Origin of the sequence: Ralstonia sp. 25C (genome assembly GCF_051904805.1) — a bacterium.
GTDB lineage: Bacteria > Pseudomonadota > Gammaproteobacteria > Burkholderiales > Burkholderiaceae > Ralstonia.
Genome location: NZ_CP196738.1, coordinates 1,928,760 through 1,950,734 on the forward strand (window position 1 = coordinate 1,928,760; position 21,975 = coordinate 1,950,734).

General features: G+C 65.1%; 20 protein-coding genes. 16 read left to right on the top strand and 4 right to left on the bottom strand.

Annotated features, from left to right (window positions below; translation table 11 throughout):
* Positions 1 to 42 precede the first annotated feature (42 nt).
* Positions 43 to 1,251, bottom strand: coding sequence for an acyl-CoA dehydrogenase family protein (locus tag ACS7SF_RS27180; protein ID WP_439894494.1), 1,209 nt, complete (start codon positions 1,249 to 1,251; stop codon positions 43 to 45).
* A gap of 218 nt (positions 1,252 to 1,469) precedes the next feature.
* Between ACS7SF_RS27180 and ACS7SF_RS27185 the strand changes: the two genes are divergently transcribed.
* Genes ACS7SF_RS27185 through ACS7SF_RS27215 form a run of 7 tightly spaced genes read left to right on the top strand, consistent with a single transcriptional unit; the run spans position 1,470 to position 8,491 of the window.
* Positions 1,470 to 2,561 (top strand): LLM class flavin-dependent oxidoreductase, encoded by a 1,092-nt coding sequence (locus tag ACS7SF_RS27185; RefSeq protein WP_439893560.1) that lies wholly within the window; start codon positions 1,470 to 1,472, stop codon positions 2,559 to 2,561.
* A 9-nt stretch (positions 2,562 to 2,570) separates the two neighbouring features.
* The gene (locus ACS7SF_RS27190) at positions 2,571 to 3,410 is read left to right on the top strand and encodes a class II aldolase/adducin family protein (RefSeq protein WP_439893561.1); all 840 of its coding nucleotides are present in this window, start codon (positions 2,571 to 2,573) and stop codon (positions 3,408 to 3,410) included.
* Positions 3,411 to 3,448: 38 nt separating this feature from the next.
* A complete protein-coding gene (locus tag ACS7SF_RS27195; protein WP_439893562.1) occupies positions 3,449 to 4,456 on the top strand; it encodes an ABC transporter substrate-binding protein in 1,008 nt (335 codons plus the stop codon).
* A gap of 46 nt (positions 4,457 to 4,502) precedes the next feature.
* Complete coding sequence (locus tag ACS7SF_RS27200; protein WP_439893563.1) at positions 4,503 to 5,540, top strand: ABC transporter permease; 1,038 nt, start codon at positions 4,503 to 4,505, stop codon at positions 5,538 to 5,540.
* Positions 5,534 to 6,343, top strand: a complete 810-nt coding sequence (locus ACS7SF_RS27205) for an ABC transporter ATP-binding protein (RefSeq protein WP_439893564.1) — start codon at positions 5,534 to 5,536, stop codon at positions 6,341 to 6,343. Before ACS7SF_RS27200 ends, ACS7SF_RS27205 begins: the two co-directional genes overlap by 7 nt.
* A 14-nt stretch (positions 6,344 to 6,357) precedes the next feature.
* Positions 6,358 to 7,527 (top strand): c-type cytochrome, encoded by a 1,170-nt coding sequence (locus tag ACS7SF_RS27210; RefSeq protein WP_439893565.1) that lies wholly within the window; start codon positions 6,358 to 6,360, stop codon positions 7,525 to 7,527.
* 13 nt (positions 7,528 to 7,540) lie between these two features.
* On the top strand, positions 7,541 to 8,491 hold the full coding sequence (locus tag ACS7SF_RS27215; protein ID WP_439893566.1) for an ABC transporter substrate-binding protein: 951 nt from the start codon (positions 7,541 to 7,543) through the stop codon (positions 8,489 to 8,491).
* On the opposite strand, the gene ACS7SF_RS27220 is transcribed toward ACS7SF_RS27215, so the two are convergent.
* Both ACS7SF_RS27220 and ACS7SF_RS27225 read right to left on the bottom strand, forming a co-directional pair.
* Entirely contained in the window at positions 8,488 to 8,850 is a 363-nt protein-coding gene (locus ACS7SF_RS27220; RefSeq protein ID WP_439893567.1) for a hypothetical protein, read from the bottom strand. The two genes, ACS7SF_RS27215 and ACS7SF_RS27220, sit on opposite strands and share 4 nt — an antisense overlap.
* Positions 8,851 to 8,904: 54 nt before the next feature.
* Entirely contained in the window at positions 8,905 to 9,804 is a 900-nt protein-coding gene (locus ACS7SF_RS27225; protein WP_439893568.1) for a LysR substrate-binding domain-containing protein, read from the bottom strand.
* 301 nt (positions 9,805 to 10,105) lie between these two features.
* Between ACS7SF_RS27225 and kdgD the strand changes: the two genes are divergently transcribed.
* The 8 genes from kdgD to ACS7SF_RS27265 all read left to right on the top strand — a co-directional run bounded on the left by kdgD (position 10,106) and on the right by ACS7SF_RS27265 (position 20,300).
* Complete coding sequence (gene kdgD, locus ACS7SF_RS27230) at positions 10,106 to 11,044, top strand: 5-dehydro-4-deoxyglucarate dehydratase (protein WP_439893569.1); 939 nt, start codon at positions 10,106 to 10,108, stop codon at positions 11,042 to 11,044.
* 26 nt (positions 11,045 to 11,070) lie between these two features.
* Positions 11,071 to 12,642, top strand: a complete 1,572-nt coding sequence (locus tag ACS7SF_RS27235) for an aldehyde dehydrogenase (NADP(+)) (RefSeq protein ID WP_439893570.1) — start codon at positions 11,071 to 11,073, stop codon at positions 12,640 to 12,642.
* Positions 12,643 to 12,733: 91 nt separating this feature from the next.
* On the top strand, positions 12,734 to 14,098 hold the full coding sequence (locus ACS7SF_RS27240; RefSeq protein ID WP_439893571.1) for an MFS transporter: 1,365 nt from the start codon (positions 12,734 to 12,736) through the stop codon (positions 14,096 to 14,098).
* 12 nt (positions 14,099 to 14,110) lie between these two features.
* Positions 14,111 to 15,529, top strand: a complete 1,419-nt coding sequence (locus ACS7SF_RS27245) for an enolase C-terminal domain-like protein (RefSeq protein ID WP_439893572.1) — start codon at positions 14,111 to 14,113, stop codon at positions 15,527 to 15,529.
* A 42-nt stretch (positions 15,530 to 15,571) separates the two neighbouring features.
* Complete coding sequence (gene garD, locus ACS7SF_RS27250) at positions 15,572 to 17,173, top strand: galactarate dehydratase (protein WP_439893573.1); 1,602 nt, start codon at positions 15,572 to 15,574, stop codon at positions 17,171 to 17,173.
* A 14-nt stretch (positions 17,174 to 17,187) separates the two neighbouring features.
* A complete protein-coding gene (locus ACS7SF_RS27255) occupies positions 17,188 to 18,033 on the top strand; it encodes an NAD-dependent epimerase/dehydratase family protein (RefSeq protein WP_439893574.1) in 846 nt (281 codons plus the stop codon).
* A 4-nt stretch (positions 18,034 to 18,037) separates the two neighbouring features.
* The gene (locus ACS7SF_RS27260; RefSeq protein ID WP_439893575.1) at positions 18,038 to 18,937 is read left to right on the top strand and encodes an SMP-30/gluconolactonase/LRE family protein; all 900 of its coding nucleotides are present in this window, start codon (positions 18,038 to 18,040) and stop codon (positions 18,935 to 18,937) included.
* Positions 18,938 to 18,998: 61 nt separating this feature from the next.
* Entirely contained in the window at positions 18,999 to 20,300 is a 1,302-nt protein-coding gene (locus tag ACS7SF_RS27265) for an MFS transporter (RefSeq protein ID WP_439893576.1), read from the top strand.
* Positions 20,301 to 20,315: 15 nt separating this feature from the next.
* Here the strand turns inward: ACS7SF_RS27265 and ACS7SF_RS27270 are convergent, their stop codons facing one another.
* Positions 20,316 to 20,897 (bottom strand): hypothetical protein, encoded by a 582-nt coding sequence (locus ACS7SF_RS27270; RefSeq protein WP_439893577.1) that lies wholly within the window; start codon positions 20,895 to 20,897, stop codon positions 20,316 to 20,318.
* Between the two features lie 259 nt (positions 20,898 to 21,156).
* Between ACS7SF_RS27270 and ACS7SF_RS27275 the strand changes: the two genes are divergently transcribed.
* Entirely contained in the window at positions 21,157 to 21,930 is a 774-nt protein-coding gene (locus ACS7SF_RS27275) for an MHYT domain-containing protein (protein WP_439893578.1), read from the top strand.
* Positions 21,931 to 21,975 lie beyond the last annotated feature (45 nt).

Below are 21,975 nucleotides of genomic sequence, written 5' to 3' on the forward strand. Positions count from 1 at the left end.
GGGTGCGGCTTCATGATGCGACGGCTGTGCAGGGGCGTCCAGCTAAACCCCAAGTGCAGTACGGCCGGCGGCCAGCAGGATGGAATCGTTCTGTGGCGTGTGGATGCGGCTGCAGAGCACGTCGCGGTAATGCCGCTCCAGCGGGTTGTGGCGCGACAGGCCGTGGTTGCCCGAGAGCTGCAAGGCGAGTTCCACTGCGCGGATGGCGTTGGCGGTGACGGTGTACTTGAGCAAGCCGCTGTCGGTCAGGGAGAGCGGCGCGCCGGCATCGGCCACTTCGGCTGCGTGGTCGAGCAGCACGCGGTTGGTGCGTAGGGCGGCAGCAATCTCGCCGGCCGCTTCCTGCATGCGCGGCAGCGTCGCCAGCGGCCCGCCGAGGTTGGCCGGTGCACGCGTGTTCAGGAACTGCGTGAGCCAGTCGCGCGCGGCTTGGGCCACGGCGTCATACAGGCTGCCAAGCAGCACATTCATCCACGCTTGTTGATCGAGGTGCGCGCCGGTATCGGCTTGCGCGGCGCCATGGGCAGCCCAGTCCGCGGGCGGGCGAATGTCGACGGCGTGGTCCAGCGGAATCTCCACGTCTTCCAGCACCACATCATGACTGCCAGAAGCGCGCAGGCCGAGGTGGTTCCACGTCTCTTCAATGCGGATGCCGGGCGTCTCTGGCAACGGGCGCGGCACGAGGAAGATACCGACACGCGGTTCGGCCTCGTCAGTGCGGCCCCATACCGACAGCCAGCGCAGCGCCGGACTGCCGGTGCTGTAGAGCTTGCGGCCGCGGATGCGCCAGGTATTGCCCACGCGCGTGGCAACCGTGGCGGGCAGGCCGCCGCGTGCTGGCGTGCCGAGATCGGGCTCCACGCGCAGCGCGTTGATCAACGCGCCTTCATTCAACGCTGTTGCAAACACTTGCTGGCGCACATGCGCGGGCCAGCGCGTGTCAACCCGGCCGATGGCGCGGTGCTGGAGGTACGTCATCGTCAGCACGAGCGCGGTGGCAGGGTCGGCATGGGCGATGGCGGCAATGATCTGCCGCGCGGTCTTCAAGTCAGCACCACCACCGCCATGTGCCTGCGGAATGACTTGCGCGATCAGGCCGGACGCGTGCAGCAGCGCGAAGTTCTCATGTGGAAACATGCCATGCAGATCATGGTGAGCGGCCGAGGCGACGAGTTGCGGCGTGATTTCAGCCAGCACCTCCGCAAGCCGCTCGGGCGGAGTCGGCAGGCGATGCAGTGGCGTAGAGGACATCACAGCGGACATGACAGTGGATGCACGAAGCAAGTGACATTGCCGCACAGCGTATCTGCCTTGCCACGCACAGCGAACGACCTATGCCGAATATGCAGCGTTGAAATTATTCGTTAGTGCAAGGCTGGCGGTGACGTAACTTCATTCGCATTCGTGGCGAGGTGCAGCGCAGCATTGCCAATCTCGCCGGCCTTCTAACGTTATGCGGAGCGAGCGCTATGAGCGTCGATTTCATCGGCATGATCCAGAGCCAGAAACAGTCGGAAATCCATCCGCCTGATCCCAATGGGCCGGTGATCGACCGCGACTACGTGCGTGCCTTTGCGCAGGCGCACGAGCAGGCTGGCTTTGACCGCATCCTGGTGCCGCACCATTCGACGGGGCCATCTGCCACGCTCACGATTTCGTACGCAGCGGCGCTGACGGAGCGCATCCACTTCATGCTGGCGCATCGGCCGGGCTTTACCAACCCGACGCTGGCTGCGCGCCAGATCGCCACGCTGGATCAGTTCACCGGCGGGCGTCTGGGTGTGCACTTCATCTCGGGTGGCTCCGACAGCGAGCAGCGCCGCGATGGTGATTACCTCGATCACGACCAACGCTACGCACGCACCGATGAATACCTGAGCATCCTGCGCCGCATCTGGACGGAGCCGAAACCGTTCGACCATGAAGGCGCGTTCTATCGTTTCGAGCAAGGCTTCTCGGAAGTGAAACCCGCGCAGAAGCCGCATGTGCCGATCTACTTTGGCGGCGCATCCGACGTGGCCATCGAGGTGGCGGGCAAGCACGCCGATGTGTATGCGCTATGGGGCGAGTCGCTCGATCAGGTGCGCGACCTGACCACGCGTGTGCGAGCCGAAGCCGCCAAGCGTGGGCGTAGCATCCGCTTCTCGGTGTCGTTCCGGCCAATCCTTGCAGAGACGGAAGAAGCTGCATGGGCACGCGCAGACAGCGTCCTCGAACGTACCCGCGCGCTGCGGGTGCAGCAGGGCTACAGCCGTGGCGGCCCGCAGCAGAGCGAAGGCGCACGTCGGCTCTTGGCTGCCGCAGAGCAGGGCGAGCGCGTCGACAAACGGTTGTGGACCGCCATCGCCAAGGAAACCGGTGGCCGCTCCAACTCCACCGCGCTGGTCGGCACACCGGAGCAGGTGGCCGATGCGCTGCTCGATTACTACGACCTGGGCGTCACCACCTTCCTGATCCGCGGCTTTGATCCACTGGAGGATGTGGTGGACTACGGCCGCACGCTCATCCCGCGTGTGCGCGAGTTGGTTGCGCAGCGTGATGCGCAACGCAAAGCTGCTTGAGGCACGGGTATGAGCGCAGTGCTTTCCATTGAGCGCCCGGTATCGGGCACGCTCAAACTGAACCCGACGCCGCAGCAGAAGTTCTGGTTTGATCCGCCCGCTGCGCGGCCCACGATCGAGGCGGAGCGGCGTCATCGGCAAGAGCGTTTGGCCGGCGCCTTTCGCATCTTCGCGCGGCATGGTTTTGACCTGGGGTTGGCTGGCCATATCACCGCACGCGATCCGGAGTTGACGGACCACTTTTGGGTCAACCCGCTGGGCGTGCATTTTTCACGCATCAAGGTGTCGGACCTGCTGCTCGTCAATGCGCGTGGCGAGACGGTGATCGGCAATCGGCCGCTCAACAAGGCGGCGTTTGCGATTCACGCGGCGATTCACGAAGCGCATCCGCACATCGTGGCGGCAGCGCATACACATTCGACGTACGGTAAAGCGTGGTTGACGCTGGGCCGGCCGCTGGATCCGCTCACGCAGGACGCGTGCTCGTTTTACGAAGACCACGCGCTGTTCGACGACTTCACCGGCATGGTGGTCGACGCCAGCGAGGGCGACCGTATTGCACACGCGCTCACCAAGCCGGATGGCGGCACGCACAAGGGCGTGATCCTGAAGAACCACGGCATCCTCGCCGCCGGGCCGACGGTGGAAGCCGCGGCATGGTGGTACATCGCCCTGGACAACGCGGCGCACACGCAACTGCTGGCCGAAGCCGCTGGCACACCACAGCCCATTGACGCCGCCACGGCGCGCCATACCCATAGCCAGGTCGGCGGGCAGGAGGGCGCGCTGCACGCCTTCGAGAGCCTCTACGCAGGCCTCGTTGCTGCCGAGCCAGACTTGCTGGACTAAGCAGAACACATCGAACACAACATCACGGGGAGCATTCAATGAGCGAAGAAAAAGCGGGCATTTCACGCCGCCAGGTCCTGCATGCGGCTGCCGCCACGGCGCTGGCCGCACCAGCCTTGATCCTCGGTCGCAAGGCGTACTCGCAGCCGCGCAAGCTGACGTTCGCGTGGAACCAGAATGCGTTCTGCCTGACACCGATTGTGGTGGCGCAGGAGCGCGGCTTTTTCGAGAAGAACGGCCTGCAGGTTGACCTGATCAATTACAGCGGCTCGACTGATCAGTTGCTGGAATCCATCGCCACCGGCAAGGCCGATGCGGCGGTTGGAATGATCCACCGCTGGCTCAAGCCGTTGGAGGCGGGCTTTGACGTGAAGATCATCGGCAGCTCGCATGGCGGTTGCGTACGGCTGGTGGGCGCCAAGGCGGCGGGCGTGACCAACCTGCAGGCGCTCAAGGGCAAGACCGTGGGCGTAAGCGATCTGGCTGCGCCGGGCAAGCATTTCTTCACCATCCTGCTGGCCAAGAACGGCATTGATCCGGACAAGGACGTCACCTGGCGCCAGTACCCGGCCGACCTGCTCGGCGTGGCAGTAGACAAGGGCGAGATCCAGGCCATTGCCGATGGCGACCCGAATCTCTACCTGCTGGAAAAGCGCACCCAGGGTGCGTACGTGGAACTGGCCACGAACCTGACCGGTGAATATGCCCGCAAGGTCTGCTGCGTGATCGGCGCGCGCGGCGAGCTGGTGCGCAATGACCGGCCGACCGCATCTGCGCTGGCCCGATCCATCGTGCAGGCCACCGACTTCGCCAACGAAAACCCGAACGAAGCGGCCAAGGTCTTCGCCAAGTACTCGCCCAAGGTGCCGCTGGAAGACCTTCGCAAGCTCTACGCCACGCTCACTTACACGCATCACCCCACGGGCGTTGATTTGCGCGACGAGATCGCCTTCTACGCGGAGGACTTCCGCCGCATTGGCGTCATCAAAAAAACCACCGACCCGCAGCGCCTGGCGCAGCACGTGTACGTGAACGTGCTGGCGTAGGGGCGCGCCGCATGAACAACACGAGCAACATGAGGAGAGCATCGACATGACTACCGCCCCTCAAACGCTGGAGGCGTCGGGCGCGCTGTCCAACCCCTTTGGCGGCGCGATTGCCAACGCACGTGTGTGGCGCACCGGCACGGTGGCTGCGCTGGCTTGGGCCGCCTTTGGGTTACTGACGTGGCGCTGGCCCAACCATGTGATTGGCTTCAGCGACTGGGCTTTCACAGCAGAACTCGGTATCGCCACGTTACTGGTCGGCGTTGCGCTGCTCGTGCTGGCGTTGGCCGGTGCGTACGTGACGCCGCTGCGTGCCGTGCAGGAAACGCTGCTGCCCCTCGGGCCATGGCTGATTGCTGTGCCCATTGCACTGGCTGCGTGGGAAGCCCTGACAGCCAAGTCGGGCCTCTTGCCCACGCCGTTCTTCGCGCCGCCGCAGGCGTTGATCGACGTGTACACCGAGGACTGGCAGCGCCTGGGCGGTAGCGTCGTCAATACGCTCAAGCTGCTGGGGCTGGGCTACGCCCTAGGTGCGTTCACGGGCTTTCTGGTGGGCGTGTCGATCGGCTGGTCGCGGGCGGTGGGCTACTGGGTGCATCCGGTGCTGCGGCTGATTGGCCCGCTGCCGCCCACGGCGCTGTTGCCGCTCACGTTCTACTTCTTTCCGTCGAGCTATTCCGCCGCGGTGTTTCTGATTGCGCTGGCGTCGGGGTTTCCGGTGGCGGTGCTCACATGGTCCGGCGTGGCCGGCGTCAACAAGAGCTACTACGACGTTGCCCGCACGCTGGGCGCATCCAATGCCTTCCTGGTGCTGCGCGTGGCGATTCCGGCCGCGCTGCCGCAGGTGTTCGTGGGGCTGTTCATGGGGCTGGGTGCGTCGTTTACGGTGCTGGTGGTGGCCGAGATGATGGGCGTGAAGTCGGGCCTTGGCTGGTACCTGACGTGGGCGCAGGGCTGGGCCTCGTACGTGAACATGTATGCCGCGCTGATCGTGATGGCGGTGCTGTTCTCCAGCATCATCACGCTGCTGTTCAAGGTGCGTGACCGCGCGCTGGTCTGGCAGAAGGGGACGCTGAAATGGTAGCCGTGCTCGAACGCGAGGCACCCGTTCAGACCTCACCCCGCGCCACCTCCGGTGCGCGCATCGACGTGCAGGGCGTGAGCCACTGGTTCGGTGGTCGCGCGAACCCGCTGCAGGTGCTCGACAACGTTGACCTGACCGTGCAGCCCGGCGAATTCGTCGCGCTGCTGGGGCCCAGTGGCTGCGGTAAATCCACGCTGCTGCGGCTCATCGCGGGGCTAGAAGCCCCCACGCGCGGCCGCATTCTGCAGGACGACACGCCCATCGCCCAGCCCGACCCGTCGCGCATCGTGGTGTTTCAAGACCCGACGCTCTACCCATGGCGGCGCGTGTGGGACAACGTTGCCCTTGGTCTGCAGGCGCGTGGCGTGCTCAAAGCGGAGCGCGACCGCGTGGACGATGCGCTGGAACGCGTTGGCCTGGGCGGCTTTCATCGTGCGTTTCCGCATGAGTTGTCGGGCGGCATGGCGCAGCGTGTGGCGCTGGCGCGTGCGCTGGTCAACGATCCGCAATTGCTGGTGCTGGATGAACCGCTGGGCAAGCTCGATTCGCTCACGCGGCTGGCCATGCAGAGCGAGCTGGTGACGCTCTGGCAGCGTGCGCGCTTCTCGACCGTGCTCGTGACGCATGACGTTGAAGAGGCGCTGTTCCTGGCGCAGCGCGTGATTATCTTCAGCCCGCGGCCGGCGCGTATCACGGCGGAGTTGACGGTGGATCTGCCATATCCGCGCCATCGTGGCGACCCGCGCCTGAGCGCGCTGCGGCACGAGGCACTCGGCCATCTCGGCCTGGGCGAGACCTGGTAGATGGCCCGATCATCATGAGCGGGCCGGACGCCACGGTCTGGCTCAACGCTTTACTCAGCGTTCTGCAATGGGTGCAGCACGGCGTGCTGACACTCTGGCACGCGCTCGGCCTCACCGGCGATGTGCATGGGCAACCGGCTTGGCCGTGGGATGTCCGCATCGCCGCAGAGACGCTGCGCATTGATCTCGGCCAGGCACGCCAGCTCGGGCTGACGTTGATTGCGGTGGTGCTGGCGCTGTTCGCGGTGCTGCTTGCCACGGTGGTGCGTCGCTGGCGGCCGGTGTTGTTCGGTGTGGCGGCCGGCTTGTTGGTGGTGGCGCCGTGGCCGTCGACGGTGGTGCTGTCATCCGCCGTGCCGACGAGCTTCCATACAAGCCCGACAGCGTTTTCGCTGGCGTCCATCACGCAGGGCGGACGCGTCTACAACACTGCCTGCGTGAACTGCCATGGCGTGGACGGCCGTGGCGAAGGCCCATTGGCAGCCACGCTCACGCGCTGGCCACCCACCGTAGTCGGTCCGCTGCTCGGCCGCCGGGCCGATGGCGAACTGTTCTGGCATATCGCCAACGGCATGCGTGACGAACACGGCGCGGCCACCATGCCCGCGTTTGCCAATCGCCTGAGCGACACCGACATCTGGGCCGCACTCGATTACATGAAGGTGCTGGCTGCGAATGGCGGCGTACGTGCGGGCGGCTGGCCGGTGCCAATCGCCATGCCTGCACTGTCCGTCCGCTGCGGTGACGCATCGCTCCAGCCATTGGCTGCGTGGCGCAATGGGCAACGCGTACGCGTGATCGCCGTCAACGCCACATCCCCAAGCAGCATTCCATTGGAAGACCCGCGCTTCCAGACCCTGCTCATCACGCCGGATGGCACGCTGCCGCCGCCGACGCGTTCGTTCCAGGCCCGCTGTGTGGCCGCCAGCCCGGATGCGTGGGCCGTGTTCGCCGCCATCGCGGGCGAGGCACCGGAGACATTCGCCGGCACGCAATTGCTGGCCGATCGCAACGGCTGGCTGCGTGCGCGCGGCGAACCCGGCACCGCTTGGTCCGATGCCGACTTTCTGTGTACCTCCGCAGCACGCCGGACCACCGCCTCAACCACCAGCGGTCTCGATGCCCTGATCGCCCGCATGGACGCCGAACCGGTGCGCTACGTGAAGGGCGGCTTCATTCATTGACGCGACATTTCCTATGCCGATTTCTCGACGACATTTCCTTCAATCCGGTCTGGCCGTGGCGGCCGTGCCCGCGCTGTCCTTCGCGCAATCGCCGCAGTCGCGCATCGTACTCAAGGCCGGTGACCAGAAGGGCGGCCTGCGGGCGCTGCTCGAAGCGGCCGATGCGCTCAAGGGCGTGCCCTATGACATCCAGTGGACGGAGTTTCCTGCTGCCGCGCCGTTGGCCGAAGCGCTCAACGCCGGCGCGGTGGACCTCGGCCCGATTGGCGATGCGCCGGCTATCTTCGCGCTGGCGGCGGGCACGCGGATCAAGCTGATCGGCGCCAATCGTTCCGACCCGTACGGCACGGCGGTGCTGGTGCGGCCCGATTCGCCATTGAAGACAGCGGCAGACCTGAAGGGCAAATCGATTGGCACCAACCGGGGTTCGATCGGGCATTTCGTGGCCCTCAAGGCGCTGGAATCTGCAGGGCTTGGGCCGGACGACGCCAACTTTCGCTTCTTGCCGCCGGCCGATGCCAAGCTTGCGCTGGTCAATGGGTCGATCGACGCATGGTCAACGTGGGAGCCCTATACGGCGATGGCCGAAACCGCCAAGCACGCGCGCGTGCTGGTGAGCGGGCGTGGGCTGTGGTCGGGCCTGAGCTACCTGGCCGCCACCGATGCCGCGCTGGCTGCCAAGCGAGATGCGCTGCGGGATTTTCTGCAACGCGTGGTGCGTGCGCAGGTGTGGTCGTACCAGCATGTCGACAGCTATTCGGCCACGCTGGCACGCATCATCGGCATTGCCCCGGAGGCCGCGCGGCTGCAGTTTGCGCGTCGGCAAACGGTGTGGCGCCCCATCGATGCGCAGATCGTTGCCGAGCAGCAGCGCACGGCCGATTTCTACGTGAAGGTCGGTTTGCTCAAGCAGCGGCTCGAGGTTGCTTCCACTTTTGACACGGGATTTCCGCTGACGGCCTAGCGTGCATTACCCGAGTGCGACTCTGCGCTCGGTCGAGAGCCGCCGTGCGGGCCGGTGGAACCCGGCGCTTCCGCAACGTTCTTGGGCAGGTTGGTTTGCGATGTTGCGGTGTCCGGAGCGTTGTTGCCGCCTTTGCCAAAGCGTGCTGCCAGGCGATCCTGCACCTCAGTCAGCTGTGCTTGTTCCTGGGCTTTTTGCGTGCGCTCGGTCTCGGCCTGCTGGGCTGCGGCGGCTTGTTCAGCCGGCGTGGGCGGCGGCAACTTGCCATGGGCAGGACGGGGTAGCGCCGCGATCGCCAAGCCGGTTGCAAGTGCCAGGGGCCAGGCGACGCGTCCAACGTTGATGCGGGCAGGTGACATGACGATCTCCGGAGTGGGATCGCCATGGCTCAGCAAGCGCGGTGCCGCGTGAGTTCAGCGCCGCTCGTCTGTCAGCGATTGCCGCAGCGTATCTTTCAGCAGGTTGAACACCGGGTTGTCGTTGTCCTTGCGATAGGCCATCCACAACTCAACCGGCTTGGCGGGCGTGGTGCGCACCGGGCGGTAGACCACACCCTCGAAATGCAGCATCGACGCAGCTGCCGGGATCAACGCCACGCCAATCCCCGCGCGCACCAGCGCCAGCATCGAGTGGATCTGGCTAACGTATTCCACGATATCGGGCAGCACTTCGGCGCGCTCCAGCAGGCCGCTCACCATCTGGTGGAAGTAGCGCGCCTCGTACGGCGAATACATCAGCAGCGGCTTGCCTTCGCAATCGCGCAGCGAAGGGCGCAGGGGCCAACTGTCGGCAGCCGCTTCAGGCAACGCCAGCACCATCGATTCCTGCGAGCACGGCACGGCCACCAGCTCACCGTGCTCCACCGGCGGCCGCAGCAGGCCAACGTCGATTTCACGCGCGTCCAGCGCCGAGAGCTGCGCGCCGCTCACCATTTCCTTCAGCGTCAGCCGCACCCCAGGCGATGCGGCCCGCACAGCGCTCACCAGCGAAGGCAGCTTTCCGTACCCCACCGATGCCGTAAAGCCCACCGCCAGCGCGCCCGCCGCACCGGTGGCGATCTGCCGCGCTGTGGCGGCGGCTTCATCGGCCAAGCGCAGGATGCGCGAGGCATCAGGCAGAAAGCTCCGCCCCGCCGCGGTCAGCTTCACCGAGCGGCTATTGCGCTCCAGTAGCTCGGTGCCGACCTGATGCTCCAGTAAGCGCACCTGGCGTGACAGCGGCGGCTGCGTCATGTGCAGGCGTTCGGCTGCACGCCCGAAGTGCAGTTCTTCGGCCACGGCGACAAAGCAACGGAGTTGGCTCAGCTCGAACATCGATTCAAAAACGGTATGGATTGAGTCGGCGCTTATCTTGAATGGGAAAGATCGGCGGTGCAAGACGGCCCGTTCGAGCGCCTTGCTCGCGCTGTATGTGACGGACGAAGGAGGTGCTGTCGTTCTGCGGCCGCCCGAGCGGTGGATGCATCACGTGCGGCCGCAGCATTGGCATCGCGGGCTAGGGGATACCCTGTATCAATACAAATTCTGTATTAATCGAGTCAGCAGTTGGCTTGGACTTGAATCGATGGCGATGCAAGAATCCGTTCACCAACAACACGCATTCGTAGAGCGAGACATGTCCCGATATACCCCCCAAGAATTCGCCCACCAGATCGGCACCGGCCTGCTGTCGTTCCCGATCACGCACTTCAAGGCGTCCGATCTGTCGTTTGACGAAGAGGCCTATCGCAAGAACCTGGCATGGCTGTTCAGCCACGACGCCGCTGGCCTGTTTGCTGCAGGCGGCACGGGCGAATTCTTCTCGCTCACCGCTGCGGAAACTGACCGCGTCGTGCGCGCAGCCGTGGCGGAAACCGGCGGCAAGATTCCAGTCATCGCCCCCGCTGGCCGCGGCACCGCCGAATCCATCGAATACTGCAAGGCCGCAGAAGCCGCCGGCGCCGACGGCATCCTGCTGCTGCCGCCGTACCTGACCGAAGCCTCCGCTGACGGCGTGGCCGCGCACGTGGAGCAGGTCTGCAAGTCGACCAAGCTGGGCGTGATCATTTACAACCGCGCCAACCAAGTGCTGGACGCCGATCACCTGGAACGCCTGGCAGGCCGCTGCCCGAACCTCGTCGGCTTCAAGGACGGCGTGGGCGATCTGGAACTGATGACGCGCATCTACGCCCGCCTGGGTGATCGCTTCACCTACATCGGTGGCCTGCCGACCGCCGAGACGTTTGCGCTGCCGTACCTGACGATGGGCGTGACGACGTACTCGTCGGCCATCTTCAACTTCGTGCCCAAGTTCGCCCTGGAGTTCTACGCCGCCGTGCGTGCGTACGACAACGCCAAGGTCTACAAAATGCTGAACGACTTCGTGCTGCCGTATATTGCCCTTCGCAATCGCAAGCGTGGCTATGCGGTGTCCATCGTCAAGGCCGGTATGAAGGTAGTCGGCCGCAGCGCTGGTCCCGTGCGTGCTCCGCTGACCGACCTGACCGACGCTGAACTGGCTGAGCTGTCGGCCCTGGTGTCGCGCATTGCTGAAGTGGAAAAACTGGCAGCCTGAGCGCAATCCAAACACGAGGAATCAACATGACATTGAGCGGCGAACTGTTGCTGGGCGCGACCCGCGTTGCGGGTGGTGCCGGCGCGGTTCGCGCCATGAACCCCGCCACCGGGGAATGGCTCGAACCACAATTCACTCTGGCCACCAAGGCCCAGGCCGCGCGTGCCGCTGAACTGGCCGCAGCGGCTTTTGACGTTTACCGTGAGACCGCTCCCGAAGCGCGCGCCGCATTCCTGGAAGCCATCGCCAGCCAGATCGAAGCGCTGGGCGATGCGCTGATCGAGCGCGCCATGGCCGAGTCCGCACTGCCGCGCCCGCGCCTGGAAGGCGAGCGTGGCCGCACGTGCAATCAGCTCCGCTTGTTTGCGAACGTCGTGCGCGCTGGCGATGCAGTGGGTGCACGTCTGGACTCGGCGCTGCCCGAGCGCAAGCCGCTGCCGCGTTCGGACCTGCGCATGCGCCGTATCGCGCTGGGGCCCGTCGCCGTGTTCGGCGCGAGCAACTTCCCGCTGGCGTTCTCGGTGGCGGGTGGTGATACCGCATCGGCGCTGGCTGCTGGTTGCCCGGTTGTCGTGAAAGCGCACCCGGCGCATCCGGGTACGTCGGAACTGGTCGGCCGCGCCATTCAGGCTGCGGTTGCGCAGTGCGGTTTGCCGGAAGGCGTGTTCTCGCTCATCCAGGCGGACAACGATGTGGCCGGCGCGCTGGTGGCCGATCCGCACATTCAGGCCGTGGGCTTCACGGGCTCGCGCGCGGGCGGTCAGGCGCTGCTGCGCATTGCGCAGGCACGTCCGCAACCGATTCCGGTGTATGGCGAGCTGAGCGCCATCAACCCCGTCTTCCTGCTGCCGGATGCGCTGGCCAAGCGCGCTGCCGCACTGGGCCAACAGTACGTCGCCTCGCTCACGATGGGTGCGGGCCAGTTCTGTACCAATCCGGGCCTGCTGCTCGCCATTGACGGGCCGGAACTCGATGCCTTTGAATCCGCCGCTGCCACCGCCATGGGCGATGTGGCCGCACAGCCGATGCTGACGGCAGGCATTCACGCCGCCTATGCGCGCGGTGTCGACAAGCTGGCGGGTGAAGCCAACGTGCGCTGCGTTGCACGCGGGCAGGGTAGCGACCAGCCCAACCGTGGGCAGGCCGGCTTCTACGTCACCGATGCCAAGAGCTTCCAGGCGCAACCGACGCTGCATGATGAAGTCTTCGGCGCCACCGGCCTGGTCGTGCGCTGCCGCGATGCTGAAGAACTGCGTGCGCTGGCCGAATCGCTGGAAGGGCAGTTGACGGCCACGCTGCATCTGGATGCCGGCGACACGGAGCTCGCGCGCTCGCTGTTGCCGATTCTGGAGCGCAAGGCCGGCCGCATCCTGGCCAACGGCTGGCCGACCGGCGTGGAAGTCTGCCAAGCCATGGTGCATGGTGGCCCGTGGCCGGCAACGACCGACACGCGCACAACTTCGGTCGGCACGGCGGCCATCGAGCGCTTCCTGCGCCCGGTGTGCTACCAGGACTTGCCGGCAGCACTGTTGCCGCAGGCCCTGCAAGACGCCAACCCGCTCAAGTTGCGTCGCCTGGTCGACGGACAGTGGCAGTAACCCTGAAGTAGCAAGCCAATAACAAGCCGGGCCGCACAGGACCCGGCAGCTTGCCCCCCGGCGCACATCGCGCCGGCTGATGGAGGAGACGATGGACATCAAAGCCCAGACTGTAGGCAATCAGGCGGGCGCGCAAAGCGTGCCCCGCACAGAACGCATGAGCCGCGTGCGTTTTCTGATCCTCACGATGCTGTTTGTCGTGACGACCATCAACTACGCCGATCGCGCCACCATCTCCATTGCCGGCTCGGCCATGCAGAAGGAGCTTGGCATCGATGCCGTCTCGCTCGGCTATATCTTCTCGGCGTTCGGCTGGGCCTATGTGATTGCGCAGATTCCAGGCGGCTGGCTGCTCGACCGTTTTGGCTCGAAGCGCGTGTACACGTTCAGCATTCTGCTGTGGTCGGTGTTCACGTTGGCGCAAGGTGCGATCGGCTTCTTTACGGGGGTGACCGCCATCATCATGGTGTTCTGCCTGCGTTTTCTGGTGGGTGCGGCAGAGGCGCCGTCCTTCCCGGCCAACAGCCGCATCGTTGCAGCGTGGTTCCCGGCCAATGAACGCGGCACCGCGGCGGCCATCTTCAACTCGGCGCAGTACGCGGCCACGGTGGTGTTTGCGCCGCTGATGGCGTGGCTGGTGCACGAGTTCGGCTGGCACCACGTGTTCATCGTGATGGGCGTGATCGGCATTGCCATGGCGTTCGTGTGGAAGGCCTTCGTGCACGACCCGAAGGACCACCCGCGAGTGAACCGCGCCGAAATCGACTACATCGAAGCGGGCGGCGGCCTGGTCAACATGGACCGCGCAGGCGTGGCCAAGGCCGAAGGCCCGAAGCTTGGCTATGTCAAACAGCTGCTGAGCAACCGCATGCTGATGGGCGTGTACATCGCGCAGTACTGCATCAATGCGCTCACGTATTTCTTCATCACGTGGTTCCCGGTGTATCTCGTGCAAGCGCGCGGCATGTCGATTTTGAAGGCAGGCTTCGTGGCGTCGATTCCAGCGGTGTGCGGCTTCCTGGGCGGCATTCTGGGTGGCGTTCTTTCCGATGCGCTGCTGCGCCGTGGCGCTTCGCTGTCGGTGGCGCGCAAGGTGCCGATCGTGCTGGGCATGCTGCTCTCCATGACCATGGTGATCTGCAACTACGTCGATGCGCAGTCCATCGTGGTGGCGGTGATGGCGCTGTCGTTCTTCGGCAAGGGCCTGGGCGCGCTGGGCTGGGCGGTCAACTCGGATACGGCACCCAAGCAGATCGCCGGTCTGTCGGGCGCGCTGATGAATACGTTCGGCAATCTGTCGAGCATCACCACGCCCATCGCCATCGGCTACATCGTCAACACCACCGGCTCGTTCAACGGCGCGCTGGTGTACGTGGGCATCCATGCCGCGGTGGCCATCGTCTGCTACCTGTTCATGGTGGGCGATATCAAGCGCGTGGAATTGAAGCCGCTGTAAGCAGGAGCCGACGTGACCTTGCAATCGATCGAATCCAGCGCACGCACGGCTGCAACCCAGACGCCGCGAGTGACGGAGATGCAGGTGATCCCCGTCGCCGGGCGCGACAGCATGCTGCTGAACCTGTGTGGCGCGCATGCTCCGTTCTTTACGCGCAACCTCGTCATCCTGAAGGACAACGCCGGGCGCACCGGCGTGGGCGAGGTCCCGGGCGGCGAGGGCATTCGTCAGGCGCTGGAGCGCGTGACTCCGCTGGTGGTCGGCCAATCGATCGGTCGTACCAATGGCGTGCTGAACGGCATCCGCCGCGCGTTGGCCGGCGGGGGTGCTGCCGCACATCAGGCGACGGTGCACCAGGTGACCTCCGCTTCGGAAGCGGCAGTGCTGCGCCAACCGCACGAGATCAACCTGCGCATGGACAACGTCATCACGGCGGTGGAGGCGGCGCTGCTGGATCTGCTTGGCCAGTTTCTCGACGTGCCGGTGGCCGAGTTGCTGGGCGCCGGCCAGCAGCGCGATCGCGCACCGATGCTTGCCTACCTGTTCTACGTGGGCGATCGCCGCAAAACGGATCTGCCGTACCTCGATGGTGCCAACGGCGCTGACGACTGGCTGCGCCTGCGCCACGAAGCCGCCATGACGCCCGATGCCATTGCGCGCCTGGCCGAAGCCGCTACCGACCGCTACGGCTTTGCCGATTTCAAGCTCAAGGGCGGCGTCATGCGCGGTGCCGAAGAGATGGAAGCGATTGCCGCCATCAAGGCGCGCTTCCCACACGCCCGCGTGACGCTGGACCCGAACGGTGCCTGGTCGCTCAATGAAGCGATTGCGTTGTGCAAGGGGCAGGGCCATCTGCTGGCCTATGCCGAAGACCCGTGCGGGCCCGAGGCCGGCTATTCGGGGCGCGAGGTCATGGCCGAGTTCAAGCGCGCCACCGGCATCCCGACTGCCACCAACATGATCGCCACCGATTGGCGCCAGATGGGCCACGCGGTGCAATTGCACGCGGTGGACATTCCGCTGGCTGATCCGCATTTCTGGACCATGCAAGGCTCGGTGCGCGTGGCGCAGTTGTGTGACGAATGGGGCCTGACGTGGGGCTCGCATTCCAACAACCATTTCGATGTGTCGTTGGCGATGTTCACGCATGTGGCGGCCGCTGCGCCAGGCAACATCACGGCCATCGATACCCACTGGATCTGGCAGGAAGCCGAGGAACGCCTGACGCACGAGCCGCTGCGTATCCAGGGCGGCCATGTGGCCGTGCCTGATCGCCCGGGCCTCGGCATCGAGATCGACATGGACCGCGTCATGGCAGCTCATGCGCTGTACAAAACCCTCGGCCCGGGCGCGCGCGATGACGCCATGGCCATGCAATACCTCGTGCCGGGCTGGACGTACGACCCGAAGCGCCCGAGCCTAGGGCGCTGAACGAACATTCCATCATCACTTGAATCAATCACGGAGTCTGTGATGTCTGAAACCACGCTGGCCCCCTCGGCCGGCAATGAAACCGAGAAGGCGCTGACCATTCGCGTGCACGACAGCGACAACGTCGCCATCGTCGTCAACGCGCGCGGCCTGCCCGCCGGCACGGCACTGGACGATGGCACCGTGCTCGTCGAAGGCGTGCCGCAAGGTCACAAGGTGGCGCTCGTCGACCTAGCCGAAGGCGATGCCATCGTCCGCTACAACGAGGTGATCGGCTATGCCGTGAAGCCACTGCCGCGCGGTAGCTGGGTCAACGAGCACGCCGTGAAGCTGCCGTCTGCCCCCGCGCTGGATGAGCTACCGCTGGCAACGCGCCCCGATCCGAAGCTGGCGAAGCTCGAGGGCTACACCTTCGAGGGCTATCGCAACGCAGATGGCACCGTCGGCACGAAGAACGTGCTCGGCATCATGACCAGCGTGCAGTGCGTGGCGGGTGTGACGGACTACGTGGTCGGCCGCATCAAGCGCGAGTTGCTGCCGCGCTTCCCGAATGTTGACGATGTGGTTGCGCTCAACCACGTGTACGGCTGCGGCGTCGCCATCAACGCGCCGGCTGCCATCGTACCGATTCGCACGCTGCAAAACCTGGCGCTCAACCCGAACTTTGGCGGCGAGATCATGGTGATCGGCCTGGGCTGCGAGAAGCTCGTGCCAGAACGCCTGGTGCCGGAAAAGCTCGCGCCGGGTGGCCGCATTCCCATTGAAGTGGCTGGCACTGCAGATTCGCCCGTACTGCGTTTGCAAGACGAAGCCTTCGACGGCTTTATCGGCATGACGGACGCCATCATGGAAATGGCCGAGCGTCGTCTGGAACACCTCAACAAGCGCCAGCGCGAAACCTGCCCGGCTTCCGACCTCGTAGTCGGCGTGCAGTGCGGCGGCAGCGATGCGTTCTCTGGCGTCACCGCCAACCCGGCGGTTGGTTTTGCGGCGGACCTGATCGTGCGTGCCGGCGGCACCGTGATGTTCTCGGAAGTGACCGAGGTGCGCGACGCCATCCATCTGCTCACGCCGCGCGCCATCGACGAAGACGTCGGCCGTGCACTGCTGCGCGAGATGGCCTGGTACGACAACTACCTCAGCGGCGGCCAGAGCGATCGCAGCGCCAACCCGTCGCCGGGCAACAAGAAGGGCGGCCTGTCCAACGTGGTGGAAAAGGCGCTGGGTTCGATCGTCAAATCGGGCAGTACACCCATCGTCGATGTGCTCGGCCCGGGCGAGAAGGTGCGCCGCAAGGGCCTGATCTTTGCCGCCACGCCCGCCAGCGATTTCGTGTGCGGTACGTTGCAACTGGCCTCGGGCATGAACCTGCAGGTCTTCACCACCGGACGCGGCACACCGTATGGCCTAGCCATGGCGCCGGTCATCAAGGTGTCGACACGCAAGGCGCTGTCTGAGCGCTGGCACGACCTGATCGACCTCGACGCCGGCCGCATCGCCACCGGCGAGGCGAGCATCGCCGACATCGGTTGGGAACTGTTCCACCTGATTCTTGACGTGGCGAGCGGCCGCAAGCAGGTTTGCGCCGACAAACTGGGCCTGCATAATGCCCTGGCCCTGTTCAACCCCGCCCCGGTAACCTGATCTCCTGATCTGATATGACCACTGAAGTGACTCATCAAACCGACCCGCTCGCAGGCGTCACCACGCGTTGCCATCGCCTTCTACTGACTGGCGCCGGAGGCAACCTCGGCAAGGTGCTGCGCGAGCGTTTGCCCAAGTACGCTGATTTTTTGCGCTTGTCTGATATATCAAATCTGAGCGAGGCGCGCGCCGGCGAAGAGATCGTGCCGTGCAATCTGGCTGATGCGCAGGCTGTCGATGCGCTCGTCGCTGGCACGGATGCGATCGTGCATCTGGGCGGTGTGTCGGTGGAGCGGCCGTTTGAAGAAATCCTGCCGGCCAACATCCAAGGCACGTACAACCTGTACGAAGCCGCGCGTCGCCACGGCGTGCGCCGCATCGTGTTTGCCAGCTCGAACCACACCATCGGCTTCTACAAGCAGGGCGAGGTGATCGACAGCACCGTGCCAACCAAACCCGACGGCTACTACGGCTTGAGCAAGGTCTTCGGCGAGCAGCTTGCCAGCTTCTATTTCGACCGCTACGGCATCGAGACGGTGGCCATCCGCATCGGCTCGTCGTTTCCCGAACCGAAGGACCGCCGCATGCTGGTCACGTGGCTGGGCTACGACGACCTGGAACAACTCATCCGCCGCGCGCTGTTCGTGCCCAAGGTCGGCTTTACGGTGGTCTACGGCATGTCGGGCAACCGCGACCATTGGTGGGATAACCGCCACGCCGCGCACCTCGGCTACGTGCCAACCGAGACGAGCGAGATCTTCCGCGAGAAGGTTGAAGCGCAGCCTCCGCTGCCTGCCGACGACCTTGCGGCGGTGTACCAGGGCGGGGCGTTCGTGAAAGCCGGCCCGTTTGGAGATTGACCCGATGCACGTGAATGTAGAACCCACCGTGGAGCGGGTGGGCACCATGCAATGCGGCGTCGGTGAAAGCCCCGTCTGGCACATCGGCCAACAGGCCTTGTACTGGACGGACATTCCGCGCAGCACGCTGTGGCGCTGGACTCCGTCGACGGATCAGTGCGATGCGTGGCCGCTGCCGGAGATGGCCGGCTGCATCGGTATGACGTCGCATGGCTGGGCGCTGGCGATGGAGACAGGCATCTTCCACGTGCCGCAGCCGAAGGCGGGCGCCAAACTCGCGCCGGTGGAGCGGCTGGCGACGGTGGCGCACCCGCGCCCCGACATGCGCTTCAACGATGGTCGCTGTGACCGGCAGGGCCGCTTCTGGGCCGGCACGATGGTGTTTGATACGTCGGAGGGGGCGCCGCTCGGCAAGCTTTATCGCTTGGATGCATCGGGTGGCGAGGTGCGTCTGGATGCCGTCATCGACGATCTGATCGTCCCCAACGGCCTGGCCTTCAGCCCGGATGGCCGCACGATGTATCTGTCGGATTCGCACGCGAGCCGGCAAATCGTCTGGGCGTTCGATTACGACATCCATAGCGGCACGCCGCACAACCGCCGCGTGTTCATCGACATGAATGCCTACCCCGGCCGGCCCGACGGCGCCGCCGTGGATGCCGAAGGTTGCTACTGGATCTGCGGTAACGATGCGGGTCTGGTGCACCGGTTCACGCCAGACGGGCGCTTGGACCGCAGCATTGCCGTGCCCACGCCCAAGCCCGCCATGTGTGCCTTTGGCGGGCCGGGGCTGGATACGTTGTTCGTCACGTCGATCCTGATCGACGATGACCCACTCTCGGGCGCCATGTTTGCGTTGCGCCCCGGGGTGACTGGATTACCGGAAGCCGCTTTGCCCATTTGAATGATCTGAACGCAGTACGCCCCACACCAGAACAAAACCGGGGGGGCTTTAAGGAGACAACATGAAACCCATCAAAGGCTTGCGCTGGTGGATCATCGGGCTCGTCTTGAGCGGCCTGATCATGAACTACCTAGCGCGCAATGCGCTGGCCGTGGCGGCGCCCGAAGTCAACAAGGTGCTGAGCATCAGCACGCAGCAGTACGGCTATATCGTGGCGGCGTTCCAGGCGGCCTACATGGTGATGCAGCCCGTGGCGGGCTACGTGCTGGACGTGCTCGGCACCAAGCTGGGTTTTGCGTTGTTTGCGGGGGCGTGGTCGCTGGTCTGCCTGTTGCACAGCACGGCGAGCGGTTGGCTGTCGTTGGCCGCGTTCCGCGCCATGCTGGGGATGACGGAGGCGGCGGGCTTCCCCTCGGCCTTGCGCGCAACGGCGGAGTGGTTTCCGGCCAAGGAGCGTTCCATTGCAACGGGGTGGTTCAACATCGGCTCGTCGATCGGGGCGGTGGTGGCGCCGCCGCTGGTGGTCTGGTGCATCCTGCACGGCGATTGGCGCCTGGCCTTTGGGGTAATTGGCGTGATGGGGCTGGTGTGGAGCGTGTTGTGGTTCGCGCTGTACCGCGTGCCGACCAAGCACCCGCGCCTGTCCGAAGAGGAACACGCCTACATCCGCGCCGGCCAGGAAGTGCGGGAAGACAATGCCGACGCGCCGAAGCCTTCGTGGGGCAAGATCGTCAGCAGCAAGCGGTTCTGGGGCATCGCCATCCCGCGCTTTCTATCGGAGCCGGCGTGGCAGACGTTCAACTACTGGATCCCGCTGTACATGGCCACCGAGCGCCATATGAACCTGAAGGAGATCGCGCTGTTTGCGTGGTTGCCGTTCCTGGCGGCAGACGTGGGCTGCGTGCTGGGTGGCTATCTGGCGCCGTGGTTCCAGAAGCGGTTCAAGGTATCGCTCGTAACGTCGCGCAAGCTGGTGATGCTGACAGGGTGCCTGTGCATGGTCGGCCCGGCTTGCATCGGGCTGGCAACGAGCCCCTACACGGCGATTGCGCTGTTCTGCGTGGGCGGTTTTGCGCACCAGACGCTGTCGGGCGCGCTGTACACGCTCACGTCCGACATGTTCGGTAAGCACGAGGTCGGCACGGCGGTGGGCCTGGCCGGCATGTCGGGCTACATGGGCGGCATGCTGTTCTCGCTGGCGGTCGGCTCGCTGGCGGCCACCATCGGCTACAACCCGCTGTTCGTGGCGCTGGCCGTATTCGACATCGTGGCGGCCATCGTGGTGTGGACCATGCTGAACGACAAACAAGTCCATGCCGTGCCGATGCAGCCCGGCAGCACGTCGCCCAGCACCGCTACCTGAGTTTGCGTAGGGGTATTACGCGGCCCGGTGAGCGATCGTCGGATTGAGCTTGGCGGGACTGAGTGGGTTGAAGTCGACCCACTCGCCGTTGCGCCAGCGGCCAGCGGCTTCTTCCACATCCATACCGCCGGCCTCCGCCAGCGCGCGTGCCGCTTCGGCCTCCTGCTCGGGTGTCACGCGCGTGGCCAGCAGCACGCCGGAATGGCGCGTACGCAGCGTGGCATCGGGTGGCTGTTCCGGTTGCGGTTCGTCCCGGGTGGCAAACATTGCACCGGCCAGCGAGCCGATATAGGCACCCACGCCAGCCGCCACCACCGAAAACAGCACGGCAACGTGCAACGACATCAGCACGAACACACCCGCCACGGCGCCAATCGCCGCCCCCACGGCCATCCCCTTACCCGCGCCGGCATGCGCCCGCGAAGCCCCAGGGTCGGCATTCTGGTCTCCGCCGATGGGAAACGCGGCATGCTGCCCTGAAGGGTTGACGAAGAAGACGTTCACATCGTCTTCGGAAAATCCGCGAGAGAACAGCGCACGCGCGGCGCTTTCCGCGCGCTCAAACGTATCGAACCGGGCAGCGACGATCAGCGACATGGGGCCTCCTGAGAAACGCGTTTCCCATTGCGTACGCAAACGCGGGGCCAGGCCCAAAAGTCAACCCAAAGTTACCTAGATCAGGTGATTGGCTGGGCAAGTGCCCGTCGCCATACTGCGCAGCACGGCCCAGTCGAGGCCACGCCGTTCCAAGACAAAGACAACGACAACGAAGTCACGGCCATCCGGAACACGGGCGGCCAGCCGATGCTGCCCGGCAACTCGGCAGCCTTGTGGTGTTGAAACGGGAGGGTGTGCCATGTTCAACGGCTTTTCCGCAGTGCCGGGCGCGATCGTGCCTTATGCATACGATTGGCTGCTGGTAGGGCTGTCGTATCTCATCTCGGTGTCAGGCGCGTATGTGGGCTTGCGATGGTCAAGACGCATCCGCAATCAGAACGGCAGCATCGACACAGACCGGCTGATCTGCGCCAGCGTGGCGTTGGGCGGCGGGGCGGTGTGGTCCATGCATTTCATCGGCATGGCCGCCTATCGCACCCCGGTGCGGCTGGAGTTCGACCTGTTCATGACCGTGGTATCGCTGCTGGTGGTCATGGTGTTTGCCGGGGCGGGGCTCGTGCTGGCGTCGCGCCCCACGGGCAATCGCATGAAGAACATCGCGGAGGGTGGCGTCCTGACCGGCCTGGGCGTGGCAGTGATGCACTACACCGGCATGGCCGCGGTGCACACCAACAGCACGTTCGAGTGGGACATCTCCATCATGGCGGTGTCTGCGCTGATTGCGATCGTGGTCTCTATCGTTGCGCTGTGGCTGGCGACCACCGTCAAAACGCGCAACCAGCAGATCGGCGCGGCGTTGGTGATGGGCGTGGCCGTTTGCGGCATGCACTACACGGGCATGACGGCCGGCACGATGATCTGCTCGGGGCAAAGCTATTCGCCGTCGCTGTTCGCCATCGAGGGCAGCAATATCGGCTATGCCGTGTTTGCGCTGGCCGGCACCATCCTGATGATCATTCTGCTGATCGAAGCCACGCATACGACGACCGGGAAGCGCGTGGCCGCACGTTAAGCCCGATTCCGCAGCCCTGGGGTCTGTAGGCATATAAACGCCCGG